The organism is Arachnia propionica (assembly GCF_037055325.1).
Lineage (GTDB): Bacteria > Actinomycetota > Actinomycetes > Propionibacteriales > Propionibacteriaceae > Arachnia.
The window spans coordinates 792,612-813,044 of record NZ_CP146373.1; the positions used below are offsets into that span (position 1 = coordinate 792,612).

Sequence of the window (20,433 nt, forward strand, 5' to 3'; positions counted from 1 at the left end):
TATCGGTTCTCAGCCCAGCATCGGCGGAATCAGCCAGCTCAGCACCGGGGTGGACATCAGGCCTGCGAGCAGGCAGAGCAGGAACAGCAGGACGAAGCTCCAGGCGATGATCCGCCGCAGAATGGCCGATTCGCTTCCCGCCAGACCGATGGCGCTCGAGGCAATGGCCAAGGACTGGGGCGAGATCATCTTGCCCACGACGCCACCTGCGGCATTAGATCCGACCAGCAGCTGCCGCATGCCGTCCACACCGAGAGCGGAGGCACTTCCGATTTCCTGGCCGACGTTCGACTGGAGCCCGGAGAAGAGAATGTTGGCGGAGGTGTCCGAACCGGTCACGTAGGTGCCGATCCACCCGAGCACCGGGGCCAAGAATGGATAGATGGCGCCAGCTCCAGCGATGAACGTGCCGAGCGCGAGGGTCTGACCGGAGTCGCCCATGACGTAGGCCAGAGCGACCACGGCCCCAATGGTGAGCATGGCGAACTTCATCTTCTTGACATTGACCCACAGCTCCTTGAAAGCGTCCTTCATGGACACCTTGTAGACGAGGGCGGTCAGGATGGCGACCAGCGCCAGCAGGATGCCAGGGGTGGATGCCCAGGGGAAGGCGAAAGTCCGGTGGGAGGCGGGAGCACCAGATGCGCTCAGCATCTCGGACAGCCCGGGCCACTGGAACCTGGCCCAACCGGTCTTGCCACTGCCGTCGAGGGAGACAAAGAAATCCTTTACTGCTGGTATGGCGGCGATCCCAAAGACCACGATGACCATCAGATAAGGCACAAGAGCCATGAAGATTTTGTTACCGGTGAGGTTGGATGTGTCGGCGGCCTCCGTCTTGGCCGTCTCGGTCTCGAGCGCGGGGTCAACAGGGCGACCGATACGAGACACGACCTCCGAGTCACCTCCCGGCTTCCAGACCCGGGTGAAGGCGATCGCCACGGCGACACTGACCAGGGCGGCGACGAGCTCGGTCAGGGTGTATAGCGGGGTGGCGGAGACGATCCACTTGACGACACCAAAGGTCACGCCCACCACGAGGCCGAAGGGCCAACACTCCTTGATCCCCTTCTTGCCATCCATGACCGCGAGGAGCAGGAAGGGCACCACGAGGCACAGCATGGCAGTCAGCCTCCCCGTGGTCGGAGAGATGGAGAGCACGTTCTCAAATCCGCCCACTGCTGCCGCCTGGATAACGGGCAGACCGACCGCGCCGAAGGCCACAGGAACCGTGTTGGCGAGCAGGGCGATGAGTGCAGCGCGGATCGGCGAGAAGCCGACGGCTACCAGCATGGCGGCAGCAATGGCGACCGGGGCACCGAAGCCAGCGAGGGCCTCAAGAAGGCCACCGAAGCAAAAGGCGATCAGCAGGCCGAGCACGCGCGGGTCGTCGCTGATCAGGAAGAAGGTGTTGCGCAGGTCCTCGAATCGGCCCGAGATCACGGTCACCTGGTACATCCAGATGGCCATCAACAGAATCCACACGATCGGGAACAGACCGTAGATGAATCCTTGGAAGCTTGATGAAACGGCCATCATGACGGGCATCTTGAACGCCAGAATGGCCACGACGAAGGCCAAGGCCCAGGACACGGCCCCGGCGATATGTGCCTTCCAGCGCAGCGCTCCGAGGGTGACGAGCATGCACACGATGGGGATGACGGCCACGAGGGCCGAGAGCCACTGCGACCCGAGTGGATCAGCAGAAGGCTGAAATACCTCTAGGAGGGATGACATGTCGAGAACTCCATCGTCCAGTTTTCTGGGCCCGGTCGGGCCCGTGGTTGGTCCGACCATAGCACATTGTCGCGACGGGGTGTCCAGTTATTTTCGTCCCGCGTTCAGGGGGTAAATGCCCTCCGCGAAGCAGCGATCCGGGCGGCCGTCAGGGCAGCCGCGCAAACACCACCACGTCGTCGAACCAGCGGAAGATGTGGGTGGTTTCGACGAACCCCGCGGCCCGGAGCGCACTCAGATGGAACTCCAGGCTGACCTTCACGATAGGAGATTTGTCGGACCAGCGTTCCTCCCACTGCCTCGCCTCGGCCTCCCAACCCGGCATGGAGCGCGCTGCCTCCCACCAGGCATCCCACGTCATGGCCCCAGCTTCGAGAGCAGCCAGGCGAAACCTCTCCCGTTGAGTCTCCGCAACCCCTTTCAGGAAAGGCTCGGTGGCCCCGTCAAAGTAGAGATGATCGGCGTTCAGGAATACCGCTCCCGGGTTCAGCACCTGCGGAAGAGCCACATAGAGACCCGCAAGTTTGTCGGGGCTCAGCCAGTGCAGGGCTGTCGCGCTGACCACCGCGTCGAAACGTTCCTGTCCCACCTTGCTGATCCAGCCTGGATCAGCAAGATCGATGTCAAGAAGTCTCATCCGCTCGCCGTGTCTGTTGGTTTCTCGTCCCAGACGCAGCAGGATCGGATCACGGTCGACGCCAACCACCTCGGCCTCTGGAAAACGATCGGCAACGGCGTCGCAGAGAGAACCGGGGCCGCATCCCAGATCCAGGACCCGCAGGGACCGGTCCCCGGGGTGGACGGCAGCCAGCATCTCCAACATTGCTCTGACACGCTGGTCACGGAATTCTATGAAAGCGGTCTGCTGAACATGCCAGGCGGCGAGCAGTTCCTCCGGGTTCATTCGTTCTCCTTCGACTCGGTTTCGGGGCTGAAAATCAGGTGGGTAAGGTTCTCGTGCGCGATGCGGCGCACTCGCAGGTGATAGATGGGTTCGAGGATGTCGGGAGTCAACACTTCATCCGGGGTACCACTGGCCACGACCTCCCCGCCGTTGATCACAAGCAGCTGGGTGCAGAATCGTGCCGCCAGGTTCAGGTCGTGCAGTACCATCACAACCGCGCAGCCGAGTTCCGTGACCAGTCTCAGCAGAGAGAACTGGTGGTGTAAGTCGAGATGGTTGGTCGGCTCATCCAGGAGCAAGTGACTGGCCCGCTGGGCGATGGCCCTAGCCACCAGCACCCTTTGGCGTTCGCCACCGGAGAGCTGAGTGATGAGCCGGTCCGCCAGGTGGCTGGCCTCCACCCGTTCGAGGGCGTCGTTGATGATCACCCTGTCGGAGGCGTCTCCGTACGCCACGAGGGTGCGTCGTGCTAGCCGACCGAGACCGACAGCGTCACGGACCTTCAGCGGCAGGGCCGTCTCGGTGTCCTGGGCAACCACGGCTATTCGGCGCGCGATTTCCCTACGTGGGAGCCGGGAGAGGTCGTCCCCGTCGATAACGACGGTGCCCCCGCTGGCGCGGAGGGCCCGGTTCAGGGCAAGAAGGAGAGTAGTCTTCCCAGAACCGTTCGGGCCCACCACCCCGACGACCTCGCCCGGCTCAGCGGTGAGGTGGGCCCCCGCGAGCACCACCCGACCGCCACGGGCCACGCTGAGCTGATCGGCTTGAATCACTTGTTCGCCGTCTTCTCCGCCAGCGTGGCAGCGCCCTCGACAGAGAGCACATTCGGTGGATCCGTCAGCACGAACGGGATCACGACGAGATGGTCATTGACCACCGCCCTGAGTTGCTCCGCTCCACTGAAGGATTTGAAAGTCTGGATCGTCTCCTCATCGCTGGCACCCGACGAGAGCAGCACAATCCAGTCGGGGTTGCGGGCCAGGAGATCTTCCATGGAGCCATCGAAGACCCTGGTGGTGTTGTCACCGTAGACATTGGTGATGCCGTTCGCATCGAGGATGGGCTGGCTCATCGACGAGCTTCCATAGGCACTGAACCGGGTGGATCCCGCGGTGATGTAGAGCGCCGCTCCCGTTCCCCGACCCGAGGGCGCATCGGCCTTCAGCTTGGCGGTCTTCGCATGGATTTCCGCGATGACGGCGTTCGCCTTGTCCTCGACCCCGAAAATCTTGGCCAAGTTGTTGATCTCGCTGTCGATCAGCTCCCAGGACGCCTTCTCGACGGAGTACTTGGGGCAGTACGCCTCGGGAGAGTAGAGCTGAACCCCGGCCTTGGCCACCTGCTCTCGTTCGACTCCCTTGTCATAGCCGATCACCAGGTCCACGTGCGAGTTCAAGATCGTCTCGGTCGCGATTTTCACCCCACCGGTATCGGTTTTGCCCGCTTCCACCGATTCGATGGCGTCGTGCTTGGCCTGGAGTTCCGGAGCAGCTGATCCGAAATGAGCGTCTCCAGCCCGCAGATTGATCTTGTCCATCAGCCCCAGGGCATCCATGTTCGACACACTGGTATCCCCGAGCACCAGCACCCTGGACGGCGGCGCATCGAAGTGGAGTGTCTGCCCGCAGCTGACGATGTCGACGGGATATGCGCCGCCTCCAGACGCGGTAGCACTGCTGCTGGCGCTCTGGGCGGCGCGTTCGGCTGCCGAGGTTCCACAGGCGGTCAACAGGAGGGCTGCGGCACTCGCAAGAGCGATGATTCGTCTCATGACTTCCCTTTCAATGCTGTGCATTCGGTTGTGTGCCCCCATGTTGTGGCCGGATGCCCCGCCCATCCGGCCACAACGATTTACCGCCGACCCCGGATCAGCTCCCCGCGATCTCCTGGGACAGCTGGCTGGCTCCCTCAACGGACAGGGTTGTTGGCGGATCGGTCAGCGAGAAGGGCAGCACCACCACCTGGTTGTTGGTCACCGCCTTGAGCCGGTCGGCGCCGTTGAAGCCCTTGAACGCCTCCAAGGTCTGTTCTTTCGTCGCCTCGAGGGAGAGCAGCACGACCCAGTCGGGATTTCGTTTCAGGATGTCCTCCATGGACCCGTCGAAGACGCGGGTCGTGGTGTCTTCGTACGAGTTCTTCAACCCGTTGGCCTCGAAGATCGGCTGGACCATCGAGGAGGTTCCGTAGGCGTAGAAATTGCTCTGCCCAGGGGTGATGTAGAGCGCAATCCCGGTGGCGCCGGCGGCCTTGCCCTTCGCGTCGAGGGCATCAACATTCGCCTTGCGTTTCTCGATCACGGATGCGGCCTTGTCCTGGACGCCGAAAATCGAAGCGAGGTTGTTGACCTCGGTGTCGATGAGATCCCAGGTGGCGTGTTTGACCGAGTAGTTGGGGCAGAAGGCCGCCGGGGAGTACAGCTGCACTCCGGCCTTCTTCAATGCCTCCCGGTCAACGCCCTCCTCGTAGCCGATCACCAGGTCGACCTTGTTCTCCAGGACCACCTCGGTGGAGACCCTGACACCACCGGTTTCGATCTCGCTGGAGGCGACCGCCTGAATTGCGTTGTACTTGGCCTGCAGTTCTTCCTGACCGGTGCCGAAGTTCTTGTCCCCGGCCCGCAGGGACAGTTTGTTCACCACCTCGAGGGCATCGAGATCCGGCAGGCCGGTGCCGTTGAGGATCAAGACTTTCTTCGGCGCGGCGTCGAAATGAAGTTTCTCCCCACAGCTGTCAACCTCGGCAGGGAAACCACTCTGCTGGTCGATACCCGGTGACGCCGTAGCGGAGGCGCTGGCGCTCTGGGAGGCCCGCTCGGCTGCGGAGGTGCCGCAGGCGGTCAGGGCGAGAGCCATCGCGGCAATTGGGCCAAGAAGCTTTCTCATGAATTTCCTGTTCTTTCCGGATTCACAGGCTGTGGCCCTGACGGCGGACCAACAGCACGAGCCCCGGGGCCCCGATGAGCCCGGTAACCACACCAATCGGCACCTCTGCCGGAGCGAACGCAAGACGCGCGAACGCATCTGCCCAGACGAGGAATAGACCTGCAGCCAGCGCAGAACCGAGCACTAGGAAGCGATGGGCGGGACCTATAAAGGATCTGATGAGGTGGGGAACCACGAGGCCGACGAAACCGATTCCGCCCGCAGTGGCGACGGCCAGTGCGACGGCTGCAGATACCGGGATCAGCAGCAGGATGCGGGCTCGGGCCGGCTCAACGCCCACCGCCTGGGCGGTGCGGTCACCGCTGGCCAAGGCATCGAGGATAGGACCGCACAGCATCATCAGCACCGTGAGCAGCAACGCCGCGAGCATGACGACGGGTACCGAATCCCAGCTAGCCCGGGCCAACGACCCCAGGGTCCAGAACATGACCGAGCGGGCGGTCTCTGGCGAGTCAGAGGAGAAGATGATGAGATTGGTCAGGGCTTGAAAGCCAAACCCGACGCCCAATCCTCCGAGGATCAACTGCAGCGGCGACTGGGTGCGTCCCGCGATGGCCAAGACCAACAGAGTAGCCAGCAATGCCCCCGCGAAAGCCATCATCCCAACGGCCATGGCACCAGAAGCGCCGACGATGATGATGGCGAAAGCGGCACCGGAGGATGCACCCGCGCTGACCCCCAGCACGTAGGGCTCGGCCAGGGCGTTACGGACCACAGCCTGCAACACCACACCTGCTACCCCGAGGATCGCGGCAACCGCCACTCCGGCGATGATCCGGGGCAGACGCGCGTCCCAGACGATCGCGTCGGTAGAGCGGTCCCAGGTGATCTGAACGTCGATTCCCGGTATGTGGCTCACCAGGACACCAACAACCTCGTCCAGGGGCACAGCCGCCGCTCCGATGACAACTGTGAAGACTGGTGTGAGCAACAACGCCAGCGCCAGCACAACGAGACGCAGCTCAATCCCGATACGGGACCGGAAGCGGACGGTGCGAGGCATTGATTGGCTTTCCGTTAAGGGCCGTTGCGCGCGGCCGGGTCGCTCGCCTCAGTCAGCATTCGGACTCGGGATTTTCCCCTCACCGTTGCGCGTCAGTCCCGGATTCCCACCGGCGTTCCCTGACTGAGACGGCTTGATCGTAACAGAAACTGTGAATGACCAACGCACCGGGGGCCTCGATCAGGCCTGTTGTCCGGCTCGATCGCCACTCCGGTGAGACAATGACTCTATGTTGCAGGGAGACGACCGCAAGGCGCATCGGATAGCGCTGGATCACATCGAGGCGTCGCTGCTCAGCGGAAAGTACGAGGTGGGGGCGAAGCTGCCTCCGGAACGCGATCTTGCCAAGGAACTGGGAGTGAGCCGAGGCGCGGTCAGGGAGGCCATCAGGGTGCTTCAAGCCCAGGGAATCCTGGAATCCCACCCAGGACCGGGACGAGGCACCCGTATCATCGCCGGGCACACGGAGGCACTGGGTCGCCTTTTCCGATTGCACTTGGCCTTGTCCTCCACATCTGCCACCGACCTCACTGACGCCCGGGTGGCCCTGGAGCGCTCAACAGTCACTCTGGCGGCTCGTCACTGGGATGACGAGGCTCTCAACCGCATGGGCGAGCTAGTGGATCGGATGGATCAGGACACAGCCCTCGACTCCTTCAATGCGCTCGACACCGAGTTCCACGTCGAGATCGCCATCACTGCACGGAACCCATTCATCGGCGACCTAACCTCTGCCATCCGGGAGGCCCTGCGTGCCCCTATCCGGAACGCATCCATGGCCATCGACGACTGGCAGGCATTACGCGACAACCTGTGCACCCAGCATCGCGGCATCTTCGATGCGATCGAAAAGCGCAACGGAGACCTGGCCGCCACCTTGATGGAAGAGCACATCCGAACGGCCTACCGGGCCCTCAAACTGGGAATCTGAGGAAACTCACACCAACACGGCAACGGGTCTTGCCCCAGAACCGTCAGGGCGATAGAGGGCGAGCAACTCGCCTGTTGGGGAAAGAATCCCCGTCACGTCAGCGGGTACCGCTATGTCAAGGCGGCGTCCATAACCGACGTCTGTGGCCATCCTCGAATCCACCGTGACGCAGGGGAAGCTGCGTTTGGCAGCATCGGCCATGGACATCATCGCTGGGGGAAACTCCCCCAGCTCGACGGCCACGGACAGGTCGTAATCACCGATCCGGGTACGTCGGAGGGCAGTCAGATGCCCTCCGACCCCGAGGATTTTCCCCATATCCCGGGCAATGGCACGCACGTAGGTCCCGGACGAGCACTCGACATCGATCTCCACATCGAGAACCCCCTCCCCCGGGCGAAAGGCCAGAGCGTCCAGGCGGGTCACCTCCACTTCTCGCGCCTTCAGTTCCACCTCCACCCCGCGCCTTGCCAGGTCGTAGGCACGTTTGCCATTCACCTTGATCGCAGAAATCGCCGACGGCACTTGCTGGATCCTGCCGCGCAGCGCGGCGAACGCTGGTTCCAGATCACTCGGAGTGATTCCAGATGCGTCAGCCACCGCAGCCACCTCACCGTCGGCGTCATCGGTGGTGGTTGCCTGCCCAAGACGGACGGTGGCTAGGTAGCATTTGTCGTGCAGAGCAAGATGTCCCAGCAGCCTCGTGGCCCGATTCACTCCAAGAATCAGCACTCCTGTAGCCATGGGGTCGAGGGTCCCGGCGTGCCCGATCCTCCGGGTGCCAAGCAGCCGGCGGAGGCGCCCCACCACGTGGTGGGAGGTCACCCCCGCCGGTTTGTCGACCACGACGACACCGGATTCGGCGCTCACTCGTCCTCGTCGTCCGTGCGTGGTTTCCTGTAAGGATCAGCATCGCCGGCGAAGGACTTCCCCACCGCCTCGGCTGCAGCCTCGGCATCCCGGGCCTGTGCTTTGGCAAGCAAATCCTCGATGCTGCGGGCCGCCTCCGGAGTGGCGTCCAGCACGAAGGTGAGTGTCGGAGTATGCCGCATCTGGAGCTGCGACCCCACGGCCGTGCGCAACATGCCCGTGGCCGAAGTCAGAGCGGCAGCTGTCCCGGCCCTGGCTGATTCGTCACCCATCACCGTGTAGAACACGGTGGCTTCACGGTTGTCGCCGGTGAGGCGCACGTCCGTGATGGTCACGAACCCCAGTCTGGGGTCCTTGACCCGTCTCTCCAAGGTGGACGCGAGAATCACCTTGATCTGATCCGCCAGCTTGGCGTTCCTGGGATGTGGCATCTGTCAACTCCTGTTAGGACCGCTCACGCTCGACCATCTCAAAGGTCTCGATGATGTCGCCGATGCGGATGTCGTTGTAATTGCTCAGCGTCATACCGCACTCGAAGCCCTCACGGACCTCCGTCACGTCGTCCTTCTCGCGACGCAGCGACGCGATGGACGTCTCCGCCACCACGACTCCGTCACGCAGCAACCGGGCCTTCTGATTCCGTTTGATAGAGCCACTGGCGATCATGCAGCCCGCGATGTTGCCGAACTTGGAAGAACGGAAGATTTCGCGGATCTCGGCCTGCCCACGGATCTCCTCGGCGAAGATCGGCTTGAGCATGCCCTTGAGAGCGGATTCGATCTCATCGATGGCGGAGTAGATGACCGAGTGGTAACGGATGTCCACGTTTTCACGGTCGGCAAGCTGCGCGGCGTGAGCCGTGGCGCGAACGTTGAAGCCGATGATGACGGCCTTTGACGCCGCTGCCAGCGACACGTTGGTCTCGGTGATGGCGCCAACACCTCGGTCGATGACCCGCAGGCTGACCTCGTCACCAACGTCGATCTGCGAGAGTGCATCCTCCAAGGCCTCGACGGATCCTGCCCCATCACCCTTGAGGATGAGAAGCAACTCCTGGGTCTCGCCCTTCTGCAGCTCATCGAACAGCTGGTCGAGAGTTTTGCGCCGACTCGTCTTCGCCTGCTGTGCGGCACGCATACGCGCCTCACGCTTGTCGGCGATCTGCCGAGCCATCCGGTCATCCTCGACGACCAGGAAATTGTCACCGGCACCGGGCACCGAGGTCAGTCCCAACACCTGTACGGGCATCGATGGCCGCGCCTCAGTGACGTTTCCACCCTGGTCGTTGATGAGGGCACGCACGCGACCGTGTGCTGAACCGGCGACGATAGAATCCCCGATCCGGAGTGTCCCGCGATGCACCAGCACGGTGGCGACCGGCCCCCGGCCCTTGTCGAGGTGAGCCTCGATGGCCACGCCCTGAGCGGGCATGTCTGGGTTGGCACGCAGATCGAGGGCCGCATCAGCGGTCAGGACAATGGCCTCGAGCAGACTGTCCAAGCCTTCATGGGTGACAGCAGAGACATCGACGAACTGTGTCTCACCGCCGTACTCCTCAGGGATCAGGCCGAACTCGGAGAGCTGGCCGCGAACCCGAACCGGATCAGCCGCGGGCTTGTCGATCTTGTTGACCGCGACCACTATGGGCACGTCGGCTGCCTTGGCGTGATTGAGGGCCTCGATGGTCTGCGGCATCACACCGTCGTCGGCCGCGATGACCAGCACCGCGATATCCGTTGACTTGGCTCCACGGGCACGCATGGCGGTGAACGCTTCGTGACCGGGGGTGTCGATGAAGGTAATGGCACGTTCCTCGCCGTCGACCTCGGTCTCGACCTGGTAGGCGCCGATGGCCTGCGTAATTCCCCCGGCCTCCCCCGCGACCACGTTGGTGTGACGCAGCGCGTCGAGGAGCTTCGTCTTGCCGTGGTCGACGTGACCCATGACCGTGACGACCGGCGGGCGGGACCTCAAGTCCGCCTCATCCCCGATGTTCTCCCCGAACTCCAGGTCAAAGGACTCGAGCAGCTCACGATCCTCATCCTCAGGCGAGACCACCTCGATGTTGTAGTCCAGCTCGGCGCCCAGCACCTCGAGGGTGTCGTCGGCCACCGATTGGGTGGCAGTGACCATCTCACCCAGGTGGAACAGCACCTGTACCAGAGCAGCAGGCTCGACCCCGATTTTCTCCGCGAGATCGGTCAGAGATGCGCCGCGTCGCAGCCGCACAGTCTGGCCATCACCCTTTCGGAGCCGCACGCCACCGATGGTGGGGGCCTCCATCTGGTCGAATTCTTGCCTGCGCTGTTTCTTGGACTTGCGTCCGCGCCTACCACCAGCACCGCCACGACCGAAGGCTCCCTGTGTGCCGCCGCCACGACCACGACCGCCGCCACGACCTGCGCCACCGGCCGGACCGCCCATTGGCGGGCCACCGAACCCACCGCTGCCCGGACGTCCCTGAGAACCAGGGCGGCCACGCCCTGATCCACCGGAGCGACCCGAGCCACGGACAGCCGCCTGGCCGAGAGTGGAGTTCTGGGTCTTGGGCATCATCGCGGGGTTGGGGCGGGGCAGGCCGCCAGTGCCACCGGGACGCGGCATTCGCTGGTCACCACCCTGCCGGGGGCCCTGGTCACGTCGCTGCGTTCCGGAACGCCCAACGCCCATCCCTTGGGAAACCGCGAACGGATTGTTGCCGGGACGCGGGGTGCCGGGACGGCGCGCATGTGAACCGGGGGTGGGTGCGGAGCCACCGGGACGGGGCCCTGGACGGGCACCAGGACGGGGTCCGGGACCGTCTTTGGGTGCGGGCTTGTTGCCTCCTGGACGAGGGGTCGCTCCGGGACGGGGAGCCGACTGTTTAGGTGCGGTCGCGCCCGTGCGAGACGCCCCGGGTTTGGGGCTCGGACGACCCGGGGAAGGTTTGGGAACCGGACGTACGGACTCTGCCGGACTGGGCGGGGCAGTCGGGGTTGGAGCTCCGGGGGTCGCCACTGGCTTCGACGCGACCGGCTCCGATGGGGTCTTGTCCTTCCCGCCCGCGGGGCGCGGCGTAGGTTTCGTCGGGGAAGGTTTGGGTGCTGCCGGTTTAGCGACTGTGGTTTCGGCTTTCGGTGCGTATGCTTCGCGCACCCTGCGCACCACCGGCGCCTCCAGGGTGGATGAAGCACTGGAAACGTACTCGCCCATTTCGGTGAGCTTCTTCAAAAGCTCCTTGCTTGTGATCCCGATCTCTTTTGCGATCTCGTGGACGCGGGGCTTGGCCACTACTCTCCTTCGTAAGGGCCATGAACGCACGCGCACGCCACTGGCCCACTAGCTGGTTTGCTGGGTCATCTCATGTACTCATCGAGTGGTCATGAGCGTTAACTCACTTTCTGAGGGGACGCGACCTGAGGTCGCGCGTCAGGAACAGCCCCGTGAATGCACGAAGGCCACCGAGGATGTTACCGCGACCGTTGCGTCAGATGCCAACTGACAGGTTCTGCGACAATCGGGCGCGCAAAGATCCTGCCAGCAGAGCACCGGGCCCGAATGCGCGACGCAGCGCCTGACGTTTCTCCGCCACCCCGAGACATCCCACGTGCAGATAGGCACCGCGCCCAGGAAGGCGGGGTTTGGTCGCATCCACGATTTCATCGCCACTGCGCACCAGACGAATCATGCGGGACTGGAGATCACGGTTTCGACAGCCGATGCAAGTACGTTCCGGTTCCACACCCCCAGCTTGTCATACCATCTCCCATGGTACCCGCAGGTTCACCACAGTCTCCTGACAGCCGGCCTCCAGACCATTGATCGATGTGGCCGGAGGAGCCGGCCAAGAAAGGGAACCAACGATGAAGAAGTTTGTCATCGGAGGCGCTGCCGTCCTCACCACCGCGGGGATCGGCTTGGGTCTGACGCAGCTGGCTAACGCGGATCCGAGCTCCCCGAAACCGACCGAGAGCTCCAGTGTCTCCGTGGCATCGGAACAGGCGAGCACCCAACAGGGCGGCCCCACGGATGGGCAACACGGCGGCCCGGGCGGCGGCATGATGAGGCTGCGGGGCGTCGATACCGCGGCACTGGCCCAGAAACTCGGCGTCGAGGAGTCCAAGTTGAGAGAAGCTCTCCAGAGCATCCATCAGTCTCAGGAGTCCAGGGGGATGCCCAGCCAGGGCCAGTCGTCCGGCAACGGCTCCGAGCAGGCGACCGAGGGCGGCCAAGGTCAGCCCACTGTTGCCCCGCCCGGCGAACCGGGCTCGGGGGACAGGGATACGGAGATAGCGAAGGCCTTGGCCCAGGCGCTGGGCCTTGATGAATCGATGGTGACCACCGCCCTTCAGGAGGTCAGGACCGAGGCGAACAAGAAGGTCCTCGACCAAGCCGTCTCCGAGGGGAAGCTCACCCAGGCGGAGGCCGATGCGGTCGCGAAAGCCGCCGCCGTGGGAATCGTCGAGGTCCGCGGCGCGGGCGGTGATGGCCCGCGATGATCCTCGCGATCAGGATCCGGCGGATTCGACGTCGGGCTGGATGTCGATGCGCCAGCCCGTGAGTCGCGCGGCCAGCCGCGCGTTCTGCCCCTCGCGCCCGATTGCCAGCGAGAGCTGGTAGTCGGGCACGACGGCGCGGCACGCGTGGGCAGCTTCGTTGGTCACCGTAACGGACAGCACTTTGGCCGGCGAGAGCGCTGCTGCAACAAAATGCCGGGGATCCTCCGACCAATCAACGATGTCGATCTTCTCGTCGTTGAGTTCATTCGTGACAGCCCTGACCCGCTGCCCCATGGGCCCTATGCAGGCTCCCTTGGCAGAGACGTCGGGATTCTTGCTGGCCACCGCGATCTTGGACCGATGCCCGGCCTCGCGCGCCACCTCCTTGATCTCCACCACGCCTTGTGAGATCTCTGGCACTTCCAGGGCGAAAAGCTTGCGCACCAGGTTCGGGTGCGTACGCGATACGACCACCTGCGGGCCTCGCAGTTCGCGCCTAACAGAGACCACGTAGACCTTGATGCGCTTTCCGTGTAGGTATTCCTCCCCCGGCACCTGCTCCGCCTGCGGCATGATGGCCTCGAGGGAACCGAGATCGACCCGGACAGTACGGGAATCACGATCTGCCTGGATAACACCGGTCAGGATGTCTCCCTCCGTGCCGGAGAAGTGACCATACTTTTGATCATCCTCCGCCTCCCGGATGCGCTGGAAAATCACCTGGCGAGCCGTCGCCGCTGCCACACGTCCGAAATCAGCAGGGGTGTCATCATAGAAACCGATGACGTTGTCATCGTCGTCGAACTCAGGGGCCAGGACCGCTACCCGCCCTGTTTTGCGGTCGATCTCAACCTTCACTCCACGAAGAGGGTTGTCGGTCTTCTGATAGGCGTTCAGCAGCGCATCTTCAAGGGTCTTGATGAGATAGTCCATCGAGATTTCCTTGTCACGCTCGATGGTGCGCAGAGCAGCCAGATCGATATCCATGTCAGGCCTCCTCCTCATTCTCGGCCTCCTCGCCCGGCAGGGCGAATTCCTTCGGGGGGTTGAGTTCCACCTGCACCTGCGCCTTGCGCACCTGTTCGAACGGCACTTCACGTTCTGCGCCGTCAACGTCCAGTTCCACCCCGGTGTCGGTCACGCGCACAATACGTCCTGTGCACTCCCCCTCGACCAGAATGAGGTGAACAAGCCGACCACGATTACGGCGATAGTGCTTGGCCTCGGTCAGAGGTTTCCCCACACCTCGACTGGTGACCTCCAAGGTGTAAGGGGTATTGCCGACGGCGTTCGAGGCATCGAGTGCCGCCGATATTCGTGCCGACGCGGTAGAGATGTCATCCAGCAGCGGGCCACGCCCGTAGGGTCCATCGCCATCGACAGTGATGCGCAGCAGACGCCGCTTTCCGATTGGGATCACTTCGAGGCCGTCCAACTCCAGCCCAGTTTCTTCCAGGATGGGCTCGACGAGCACCACGAGCTGTTGTTCTTGCATGAAGGCTCCGATTCGGTTGTGAGCTCGGTTGTGAAAACAATCCTACGTGGCATGGAGGCTAGAATTCGGGCCATGCCGCTGACCCGCCGTCATCTGTTTGCAGGACTGGGAGCTTTGGCATTCACTGCCTGCGCTCCGGGACCGGTGGTGGATAACCTTCCCACCCTCTCCCCCAAACCGACCCAGAACCCGGGCGTGTCGACACTCTCCTCGGCCGTGACGGAACTGTCCAGGGCGGTCTCCCTGCAGTCCGATCCGTGGCGCGCCGCCGCCCTGACACAGACTTCCGCCTGGCAGGGACGCCTACTGGCAAGCGATCCTCTCGTCGGCGGTGAGCCCGTTTTCCCGGAAGCCTCTCCCTCTCCTTCCGCCTCGCAGAGCAGCGATCCGAGAGCCGATCTCGCAGCCGCTACTCAGCTGGTGATGGATGCCGCCACGAAAGCACTCGGAGAGGCACAGGGCCAGCCCATGAGGTTGTTTCATCTCTCGGTCCTCCTGGCGGCAAAAGGCCTGACGAATCCAGATGCACTTCCCGGCGAGACCACGAGCGAACCGTACCAGTACCAGGACATCCCGGATAAGACTGCGCTCGGTACCGCGCTCACCCATGTATGGGCGCTGTTGCAGGCACTCGAGAAGGGGCTGGGCATCACCTCGTCGAAAGATTCCCAGCATGATGTCCTGCTGGCACGGCACACCGAGCTGAAGGACCTCCGGGACCGGTTGATAGCGGCGCTGGGAACCGATCGCCCCCGCCAGGATGGCCACTACGAACTGCCTGCCATCACCGACGCTGCGTCTCTCCAGAATGCGCAGACGGAATTGGAACTGAAACTGCTGGATGGCCTCGCAGGAGCGGTGTCCGCGACCGGAGAGAAGGACTGGCTGAACGAGGCCCTGGCCCAGGTACCCCGCATCCAAGCATTGGGCGGAAAGCTTCCTGCCTGGCCTGGCTGGGTGAACTCTTGAGCCGGAGCGCGTTCAGCCTCCTACGAGCTCCCGAACCGTGGCGACAACGTCGGCCACCGGCACTTCGCGTTTCTCCCCGGTACGGCGGTTGCGGACCTCAACCAGCCCATTGGCCAGCCCCCTCCCGATCACGACGGCGACAGGCATTCCGAGCAGCTCCGCATCGGTGAATTTCACTCCCGGACTGGCCTTGCGGTCATCGTAGAGAACGTCGATTCCAAGCTCGGAGAGCGCCTCGGCGAGGTCCTCAGCGGCTTGGAACATTTCCTGGCCTTTACCGGTGACCATCACCTGAACCTGATAGGGAGCCAGCTCCACCGGCCACGCGAGGCCTTTGTCGTCGCACGTGGTCTCCGCAACAGCGGCGACAAGACGAGAGACCCCGATCCCATATGAACCCATGGTGACGGTGACGAGTTTGCCATTGCGGTCCAGGACCTTCAGACCCAGCGCCTCGGCGTACTTGCGCCCCAGCTGGAAGATGTGTCCCACCTCCATGCCGCGTTCCACGGTGAGGGGACCGGAGCCGTCGGGAGCAGGATCTCCCTCGCGCACCTCAGCCACGTCAATGACACCGTCGGGAGTGAAATCACGGCCCGCGACCAGGTGCATGACGTGGCGGTCTTGTTGATCGGCGCCCGTCACCCATTCGGTGCCGGTGACCACCCGGGGATCAACGAGGTATCTCACCTTGGAGGGCGACTTCTCCCCCAACGCACCAGGACCGATGTAGCCCTTGATCAGCGACGGGTGGGCGGCGAAGTCGGCCTCTTCGAAGGGGGCTGCCTCAGCGGGGGCCAGCGCCGCGGAGAGCCGTCTGGCATCGACCTCGCGGTTTCCCGGCAATCCGATCACCAAGGGCCAGGTGCTCCCATCAGGCTCGGTGACCTTGAGCACCACGTTCTTCAGAGTGTCGGCAGCTTCCCACTCCCGGTCTCCGCGAGGATGATTCGTGTTGAGCACCTCCACCAAGGATGCGATGGTCGGGGTTCCGGGAGTATCGACGACGACGGCACCGGGCACGTCTTCGAAGGCAACAGCAGGAGGGGGTGTGACCGTCACGGCCTCCACGTTTGCGGCATAACCTCCGGGAGAGCGCACGAAACTGTCCTCCCCGGCGGACAGCACGGCCTGGAACTCTTCGGATTCGGAACCTCCCATGGCCCCGGACGTAGCCTTCACGATCACGTACTCCAGGCCGAGACGGTCGAAGATACGGATGTAGGCGTCCCGGAAGATCTGATAGCTGGCCTTCAGACCCTCGTCGTCGACGTCGAAGGAGTAGGCGTCCTTCATGATGAACTCACGTCCCCGGAGCAGACCGGCGCGGGGACGGGCCTCATCACGGTATTTCGTCTGGATCTGGTACAACCTCAGGGGCAGGTCTTTGTAGGAGCTGTACAGGTCGCCCACTAGGAGGGTGAACATCTCCTCGTGGGTGGGGCCGAGCAGCATGTCGTTGCCCCGGCGGTCCTGCAGCCGAAACAGGTTCTCCCCGTACTCGGTCCAGCGGTTGGTGGCCTCGTAGGGGTCGCGGGGCAGCAGGGCGGGGAATCGCACCTCTTGGGCCCCGGCGGTCTCCATCTCCTCCCGGAAGATGGCCTCGACCTTCTGCATCACTTTCAGGCCGAGCGGCAGCCATGAGTACACCCCCGGTGCGACGCGACGGATGTAGCCCGCCCGGACCAGCCACCGATGGCTGGCGACCTCGGCATCTGCCGGGTCGTCACGCAGGGTCCGAACGAACAACTGACTGAGGCGCGTTATCACAGAGGTTCCTTCCTGTCCGGGACGGAAGAACTCTACCGCCCGGTTGCCCCCGAACCGGTCATGCACCAGGACAACGACCGCGACGTCACGTCAGTAGTGAACCGTCGACAACGACCCGACCTCCTGGAAACCCAATCGCTCGTAGAGCCGGATGGCGGGGGTATTGAAATCATTCACGTAGAGGCTGATGACCGGATGGTGTTCCTGGGCCTGGATGAGCATTCCGGACAGCAGCGCCGCCGACTGTCCTCTGCCCCGCAACGACGGATCCAGCCACACCCCTTGAAGCTGCGCATGATCCCCTACCCTGGGGCCCAGATCCGCCTTGAACACCACCCGGCCATTGTTGTCCACAACTCCCCACGCGTCCCTCGACTTAAGACGTTCCTTGACGTGTCCGTCGTATCCCGGCCCATGTTTGTAGGGAGAAGCCCCTATCTCGTCGGTGTACATCGCCACGGATGCCGCCAGATAGGAGTCGAAGTCCCGAGTGGTCAATTGCCGCACGCGCGGGTCGGGGACCACCAGCGGCGGGCCCGTGAGTGCCATTAAGGGCTGGCGCTGTCGCACGTTGACCACGTTCATCCAATCATCACGGAATCGGGTGGTCAGCCCCAGGTACAGGCCAAGCGCCATCATGCTCGGGCCGAGGATGGACGCACAGTGACGGCGTCTTTCCCCGACTGCGCTGACAAAAGCAGGAATGGCCTCCGGGTCAACACCGGCGGGGAACAACGTGCCGCCGTTCATGCAGACCGCGGTCAGCTGCCCATCCCGCTCGAATCCGTGGAAGAACCCGAGCATGCGTTCATCGACACCATACTGGTGCAATTTGTGCATCAAAAAGAGGTTCTCAACGGGGCGCTGCAGAAGAAATTCCTGAATGGCCCACAGGTCCTGTGGCCCAAGAGTTCGCAGCCTCGTCGCCATATCAGGAAACCGATACCCGGGGCTCGCCCATCTCGTCCATCTCGGCAGCCATCCGGTGAGCCTCGGCGAGGAGGGTTTCTACGATCTGATCCTCCGGGACGGTCTTGATGACCTCACCGCGTACGAAGATCTTGCCCTTCCCGTTGCCGGAAGCCACCCCCAGGTCGGCCTCGCGGGCTTCGCCGGGACCGTTCACCACGCATCCCATAACGGCCACTCGCAGCGGAGCCGTCATGCCCTCCAGGCCCTTCGTCACCTCTTCCGCGAGGGTGTACACGTCCACCTGCGCGCGACCGCACGACGGGCAGGAGACGATGTCCAGTTTCCGAGGCCGCAGGTTGAGGGCTTCCAGGATCTTGGTGCCAACCTTGACCTCCTCGGCCGGCGGAGCGGACAGGGAGACCCGGATGGTGTCACCGATGCCCTCGCTGAGTAGAGCACCGAAGGCCACCGACGACTTGATGGTGCCCTGAAAGGCCGGACCCGCCTCCGTCACACCGAGGTGCAGCGGATACTCGCAGGCCTCTGCCAGCAGTTCGTAAGCGCGCACCATCACAACGGGATCGTGGTGTTTCACGGAGATCTTGAAATCATAAAAACCCACCTGCTCGAACAGTGATGCCTCCCACATCGCTGATTCGACGAGCGCCTCGGGCGTGGGTGCCCCGTACTTGGCGAGCAGTCGCTTGTCGAGGGAGCCAGCGTTGACGCCGATCCGAAGTGAAACCCCGGATTCAGTAGCGGCCCTAGCAATCTCTGCCACCTTGTCGTCAAACTGTTTGATGTTGCCGGGGTTGACGCGCACCGCTGCGCAGCCTGCGTCGATGGCAGCGAAGACGTAGCGGGGTTGGAAATGGATGTCAGCGATCACGGGGATCTGCGACTTCATGGCGATGATCGGAAGCGCCTCCGCATCGTCGGCGCTGGGAACCGCCACCCTGACGATGTCGCAGCCAGCGGCGGTGAGTTCAGCAATCTGTTGCAGCGTACCGTTGATATCGGTGGTCTTGGTAGTGGTCATCGACTGCACGGAGATCGGAGCGTCGCCTCCCACGTGGATTGACCCAACCTTGATTTTGCGGGATTTCCTACGTGGCGCAAGCACCTTCGCGGGTGCTGCGGGCATGCCGAGACTCACAGTCATGGGGCCAGATTACTAACGACTGAACAATAGGGTTGAATGTCGACGTGAAGACCCTCATCCTTGGCGGCACCCGCGAGGGCCGCGACCTGGCCGATCTTCTCGTGACGGGTGGTCACGAGGTCATCACATCACTGGCTGGACGGGTTCGCCGACCGGCACACATAGTGGGCGAGGTACGGGTCGGCGGCTTCGGCGGCGCGGATGGATTGGCTGACTGGTTGCTGGACAACAGAATTGACCGCGTGGTCGATGCCACCCACCCCTTCGCCGAGCAGATCAGCACCAATGCGGCGATGGCCTGCCGAAAGACCGGTACACCGCTGCTACGGATCACCAGACCCAGCTGGGCCTCGCACCCGCTGGCCGCCACCTGGACCTGGGTGGATTCCCATGACGATGCTTCCAAGGAAGCCGCAGGATGCGGGAAGGTACTGCTGACGGTCGGCAAACAGTCGCTGGACCACTACCGGAACCTGCCGAACGTTGCGGCACGCATGGTGGAACTTCCGGAGGAGCCCCTTCCTGTTTCGTGGCAGCCGCTACTGGAACGAGGCCCGTTCACCATCGACTCCGAGAAAGAGCTGCTGCACAACCTGGGAATCGATGTACTGGTCACGAAGGACTCGGGCGGTTCCCTAACCGATGCGAAATTGACCGCCGCCGGTGATCTGGGCGTACGGGTGATCGTGGTGCGCCGCGCTCCGGTCCCGAAGGACGTTGCGCAGGTGGCGACCCCGCAGGAGGCCCTCGCATGGGTCAACAGGACTTCATGATCCCGGTTCGCATGAGGTCGATCAGCACAGGCATGGCGGATGACGGATTGGGCCCCACCCTTCCGACGGCCAAGTCGGGATCTGCTCTGCGAGTCCTCTCCACTGCCTGTGGGTGATTGTGGATCGGGAAACGCCGGTTGAGATGCTTGCCGGACATGATGTCTTCTTTCCTCACGCGCCTATCCAGTTCCCTGGTTCCTTCAACAGATGTCAGGTCGGTCACGTGCCACACCAGCCAGACCTCAAATTTGAGGTTGCTGACAAGAACCTTAATGCCGTCTCGCGACGCTTCTCTGAGACATTCATCGAGGTCAGTGTGCTGGTCCACGTCGAGCAGCAGGCAGCACCAGTCAAATGGTTCTGAGTTTCGCTTTGCCTGTTTCATCTCCTTGCGTGCACGACTGAGAACCCGCATGGGGGACTGCCCGACCCCAACCGTCTTCACACTGACCTGCCCGCCACGAAGAGGTGCCGTTTGAGCATATCG

The 20,433-nt window shown here is 63.2% G+C and carries 20 protein-coding genes and 1 riboswitch; of the genes, 4 read left to right on the forward strand and 16 right to left on the reverse strand.

Going from position 1 to position 20,433, the window contains the following annotated elements; genetic code table 11:
- Window positions 1-9: 9 nt before the first annotated feature.
- From V7R84_RS03710 to V7R84_RS03735, 6 genes are all read right to left on the reverse strand, one after another.
- Window positions 10-1,737 (reverse strand): L-lactate permease, encoded by a 1,728-nt coding sequence (locus V7R84_RS03710; RefSeq protein WP_338572168.1) that lies wholly within the window; start codon window positions 1,735-1,737, stop codon window positions 10-12.
- 148 nt (window positions 1,738-1,885) lie between these two features.
- Window positions 1,886-2,641, reverse strand: coding sequence for a class I SAM-dependent methyltransferase (locus tag V7R84_RS03715; protein WP_338572170.1), 756 nt, complete (start codon window positions 2,639-2,641; stop codon window positions 1,886-1,888).
- The gene (locus V7R84_RS03720; protein WP_338572172.1) at window positions 2,638-3,414 is read right to left on the reverse strand and encodes an ABC transporter ATP-binding protein; all 777 of its coding nucleotides are present in this window, start codon (window positions 3,412-3,414) and stop codon (window positions 2,638-2,640) included. Before V7R84_RS03720 ends, V7R84_RS03715 begins: the two co-directional genes overlap by 4 nt.
- Window positions 3,411-4,412: an ABC transporter substrate-binding protein gene (locus V7R84_RS03725; RefSeq protein ID WP_338572176.1), complete on the reverse strand. Its 1,002-nt coding sequence runs from the start codon at window positions 4,410-4,412 to the stop codon at window positions 3,411-3,413. The genes V7R84_RS03720 and V7R84_RS03725 overlap by 4 nt, the downstream gene beginning before the upstream one ends.
- Before the next feature lie 97 nt (window positions 4,413-4,509).
- Window positions 4,510-5,523, reverse strand: a complete 1,014-nt coding sequence (locus V7R84_RS03730) for an ABC transporter substrate-binding protein (RefSeq protein WP_338572179.1) — start codon at window positions 5,521-5,523, stop codon at window positions 4,510-4,512.
- A 22-nt stretch (window positions 5,524-5,545) separates the two neighbouring features.
- Window positions 5,546-6,586, reverse strand: coding sequence for a FecCD family ABC transporter permease (locus tag V7R84_RS03735; RefSeq protein ID WP_338572181.1), 1,041 nt, complete (start codon window positions 6,584-6,586; stop codon window positions 5,546-5,548).
- Between the two features lie 32 nt (window positions 6,587-6,618).
- Window positions 6,619-6,749: riboswitch (cobalamin riboswitch) on the reverse strand.
- Between the two features lie 66 nt (window positions 6,750-6,815).
- On the opposite strand from V7R84_RS03735, the gene V7R84_RS03740 reads away from it, so the two are divergent.
- Window positions 6,816-7,517, forward strand: a complete 702-nt coding sequence (locus tag V7R84_RS03740) for a FadR/GntR family transcriptional regulator (RefSeq protein WP_338572183.1) — start codon at window positions 6,816-6,818, stop codon at window positions 7,515-7,517.
- 6 nt (window positions 7,518-7,523) lie between these two features.
- Here V7R84_RS03740 and truB read toward each other — a convergent pair whose 3' ends face one another.
- From truB to V7R84_RS03760, 4 genes are all read right to left on the reverse strand, one after another.
- Window positions 7,524-8,387, reverse strand: coding sequence for a tRNA pseudouridine(55) synthase TruB (truB, locus tag V7R84_RS03745; protein ID WP_338572186.1), 864 nt, complete (start codon window positions 8,385-8,387; stop codon window positions 7,524-7,526).
- Window positions 8,384-8,818, reverse strand: a complete 435-nt coding sequence (rbfA, locus tag V7R84_RS03750) for a 30S ribosome-binding factor RbfA (protein ID WP_338572188.1) — start codon at window positions 8,816-8,818, stop codon at window positions 8,384-8,386. The genes truB and rbfA overlap by 4 nt, the downstream gene beginning before the upstream one ends.
- A 13-nt stretch (window positions 8,819-8,831) precedes the next feature.
- Window positions 8,832-11,657 carry a translation initiation factor IF-2 gene (gene infB, locus V7R84_RS03755; protein ID WP_338572190.1) on the reverse strand — a complete coding sequence of 942 codons (2,826 nt, stop codon included), beginning with the start codon at window positions 11,655-11,657 and terminating at the stop codon, window positions 8,832-8,834.
- Between the two features lie 196 nt (window positions 11,658-11,853).
- Window positions 11,854-12,108, reverse strand: a complete 255-nt coding sequence (locus V7R84_RS03760; protein WP_338572191.1) for a YlxR family protein — start codon at window positions 12,106-12,108, stop codon at window positions 11,854-11,856.
- Between the two features lie 121 nt (window positions 12,109-12,229).
- On the opposite strand from V7R84_RS03760, the gene V7R84_RS03765 reads away from it, so the two are divergent.
- Complete coding sequence (locus V7R84_RS03765; RefSeq protein WP_338572193.1) at window positions 12,230-12,865, forward strand: hypothetical protein; 636 nt, start codon at window positions 12,230-12,232, stop codon at window positions 12,863-12,865.
- Window positions 12,866-12,874: 9 nt separating this feature from the next.
- Here the strand turns inward: V7R84_RS03765 and nusA are convergent, their stop codons facing one another.
- Both nusA and rimP read right to left on the reverse strand, forming a co-directional pair.
- Window positions 12,875-13,852, reverse strand: coding sequence for a transcription termination factor NusA (nusA, locus tag V7R84_RS03770; protein WP_338572195.1), 978 nt, complete (start codon window positions 13,850-13,852; stop codon window positions 12,875-12,877).
- Between the two features lies 1 nt (window position 13,853).
- Complete coding sequence (gene rimP, locus V7R84_RS03775) at window positions 13,854-14,360, reverse strand: ribosome maturation factor RimP (protein WP_338572198.1); 507 nt, start codon at window positions 14,358-14,360, stop codon at window positions 13,854-13,856.
- 51 nt (window positions 14,361-14,411) lie between these two features.
- Here rimP and V7R84_RS03780 point away from each other — a divergent pair, with 51 nt between their 5' ends.
- Window positions 14,412-15,329 carry a hypothetical protein gene (locus V7R84_RS03780; protein ID WP_338572200.1) on the forward strand — a complete coding sequence of 306 codons (918 nt, stop codon included), beginning with the start codon at window positions 14,412-14,414 and terminating at the stop codon, window positions 15,327-15,329.
- Window positions 15,330-15,341: 12 nt separating this feature from the next.
- Here V7R84_RS03780 and V7R84_RS03785 read toward each other — a convergent pair whose 3' ends face one another.
- From V7R84_RS03785 to ispG, 3 genes are all read right to left on the reverse strand, one after another.
- Window positions 15,342-17,099 (reverse strand): proline--tRNA ligase, encoded by a 1,758-nt coding sequence (locus V7R84_RS03785; RefSeq protein ID WP_338572202.1) that lies wholly within the window; start codon window positions 17,097-17,099, stop codon window positions 15,342-15,344.
- Between the two features lie 90 nt (window positions 17,100-17,189).
- Window positions 17,190-17,939, reverse strand: coding sequence for a GNAT family N-acetyltransferase (locus tag V7R84_RS03790; protein ID WP_338572205.1), 750 nt, complete (start codon window positions 17,937-17,939; stop codon window positions 17,190-17,192).
- Window positions 17,940-18,030: 91 nt separating this feature from the next.
- Complete coding sequence (ispG, locus tag V7R84_RS03795; RefSeq protein ID WP_338572206.1) at window positions 18,031-19,173, reverse strand: flavodoxin-dependent (E)-4-hydroxy-3-methylbut-2-enyl-diphosphate synthase; 1,143 nt, start codon at window positions 19,171-19,173, stop codon at window positions 18,031-18,033.
- A 44-nt stretch (window positions 19,174-19,217) separates the two neighbouring features.
- Here ispG and V7R84_RS03800 point away from each other — a divergent pair, with 44 nt between their 5' ends.
- Window positions 19,218-19,946 (forward strand): cobalt-precorrin-6A reductase, encoded by a 729-nt coding sequence (locus tag V7R84_RS03800; protein ID WP_338572207.1) that lies wholly within the window; start codon window positions 19,218-19,220, stop codon window positions 19,944-19,946.
- Here V7R84_RS03800 and V7R84_RS03805 read toward each other — a convergent pair.
- The gene (locus tag V7R84_RS03805) at window positions 19,930-20,391 is read right to left on the reverse strand and encodes an RloB family protein (RefSeq protein WP_338572209.1); all 462 of its coding nucleotides are present in this window, start codon (window positions 20,389-20,391) and stop codon (window positions 19,930-19,932) included. The genes V7R84_RS03800 and V7R84_RS03805 overlap by 17 nt on opposite strands.
- Window positions 20,392-20,433 lie beyond the last annotated feature (42 nt).

Excerpts from the sequence above, each read along its gene's own strand:
- V7R84_RS03790 (WP_338572205.1), bottom strand. The coding sequence starts at position 17,939 with ATGCACAAATTGCACCAGTATGGTGTCGATGAACGCATGCTCGGGTTC.
- V7R84_RS03710 (WP_338572168.1), bottom strand. The coding sequence starts at position 1,737 with ATGTCATCCCTCCTAGAGGTATTTCAGCCTTCTGCTGATCCACTCGGG.
- V7R84_RS03735 (WP_338572181.1), bottom strand. The coding sequence starts at position 6,586 with ATGCCTCGCACCGTCCGCTTCCGGTCCCGTATCGGGATTGAGCTGCGT.
- V7R84_RS03740 (WP_338572183.1), top strand. The coding sequence starts at position 6,816 with ATGTTGCAGGGAGACGACCGCAAGGCGCATCGGATAGCGCTGGATCAC.
- nusA (WP_338572195.1), bottom strand. The coding sequence starts at position 13,852 with ATGGATATCGATCTGGCTGCTCTGCGCACCATCGAGCGTGACAAGGAA.
- V7R84_RS03780 (WP_338572200.1), top strand. The coding sequence starts at position 14,412 with ATGGAGGCTAGAATTCGGGCCATGCCGCTGACCCGCCGTCATCTGTTT.
- rimP (WP_338572198.1), bottom strand. The coding sequence starts at position 14,360 with ATGCAAGAACAACAGCTCGTGGTGCTCGTCGAGCCCATCCTGGAAGAA.
- V7R84_RS03725 (WP_338572176.1), bottom strand. The coding sequence starts at position 4,412 with ATGAGACGAATCATCGCTCTTGCGAGTGCCGCAGCCCTCCTGTTGACC.
- rbfA (WP_338572188.1), bottom strand. The coding sequence starts at position 8,818 with ATGCCACATCCCAGGAACGCCAAGCTGGCGGATCAGATCAAGGTGATT.
- ispG (WP_338572206.1), bottom strand. The coding sequence starts at position 19,173 with ATGACTGTGAGTCTCGGCATGCCCGCAGCACCCGCGAAGGTGCTTGCG.
- V7R84_RS03765 (WP_338572193.1), top strand. The coding sequence starts at position 12,230 with ATGAAGAAGTTTGTCATCGGAGGCGCTGCCGTCCTCACCACCGCGGGG.
- V7R84_RS03730 (WP_338572179.1), bottom strand. The coding sequence starts at position 5,523 with ATGAGAAAGCTTCTTGGCCCAATTGCCGCGATGGCTCTCGCCCTGACC.
- V7R84_RS03715 (WP_338572170.1), bottom strand. The coding sequence starts at position 2,641 with ATGAACCCGGAGGAACTGCTCGCCGCCTGGCATGTTCAGCAGACCGCT.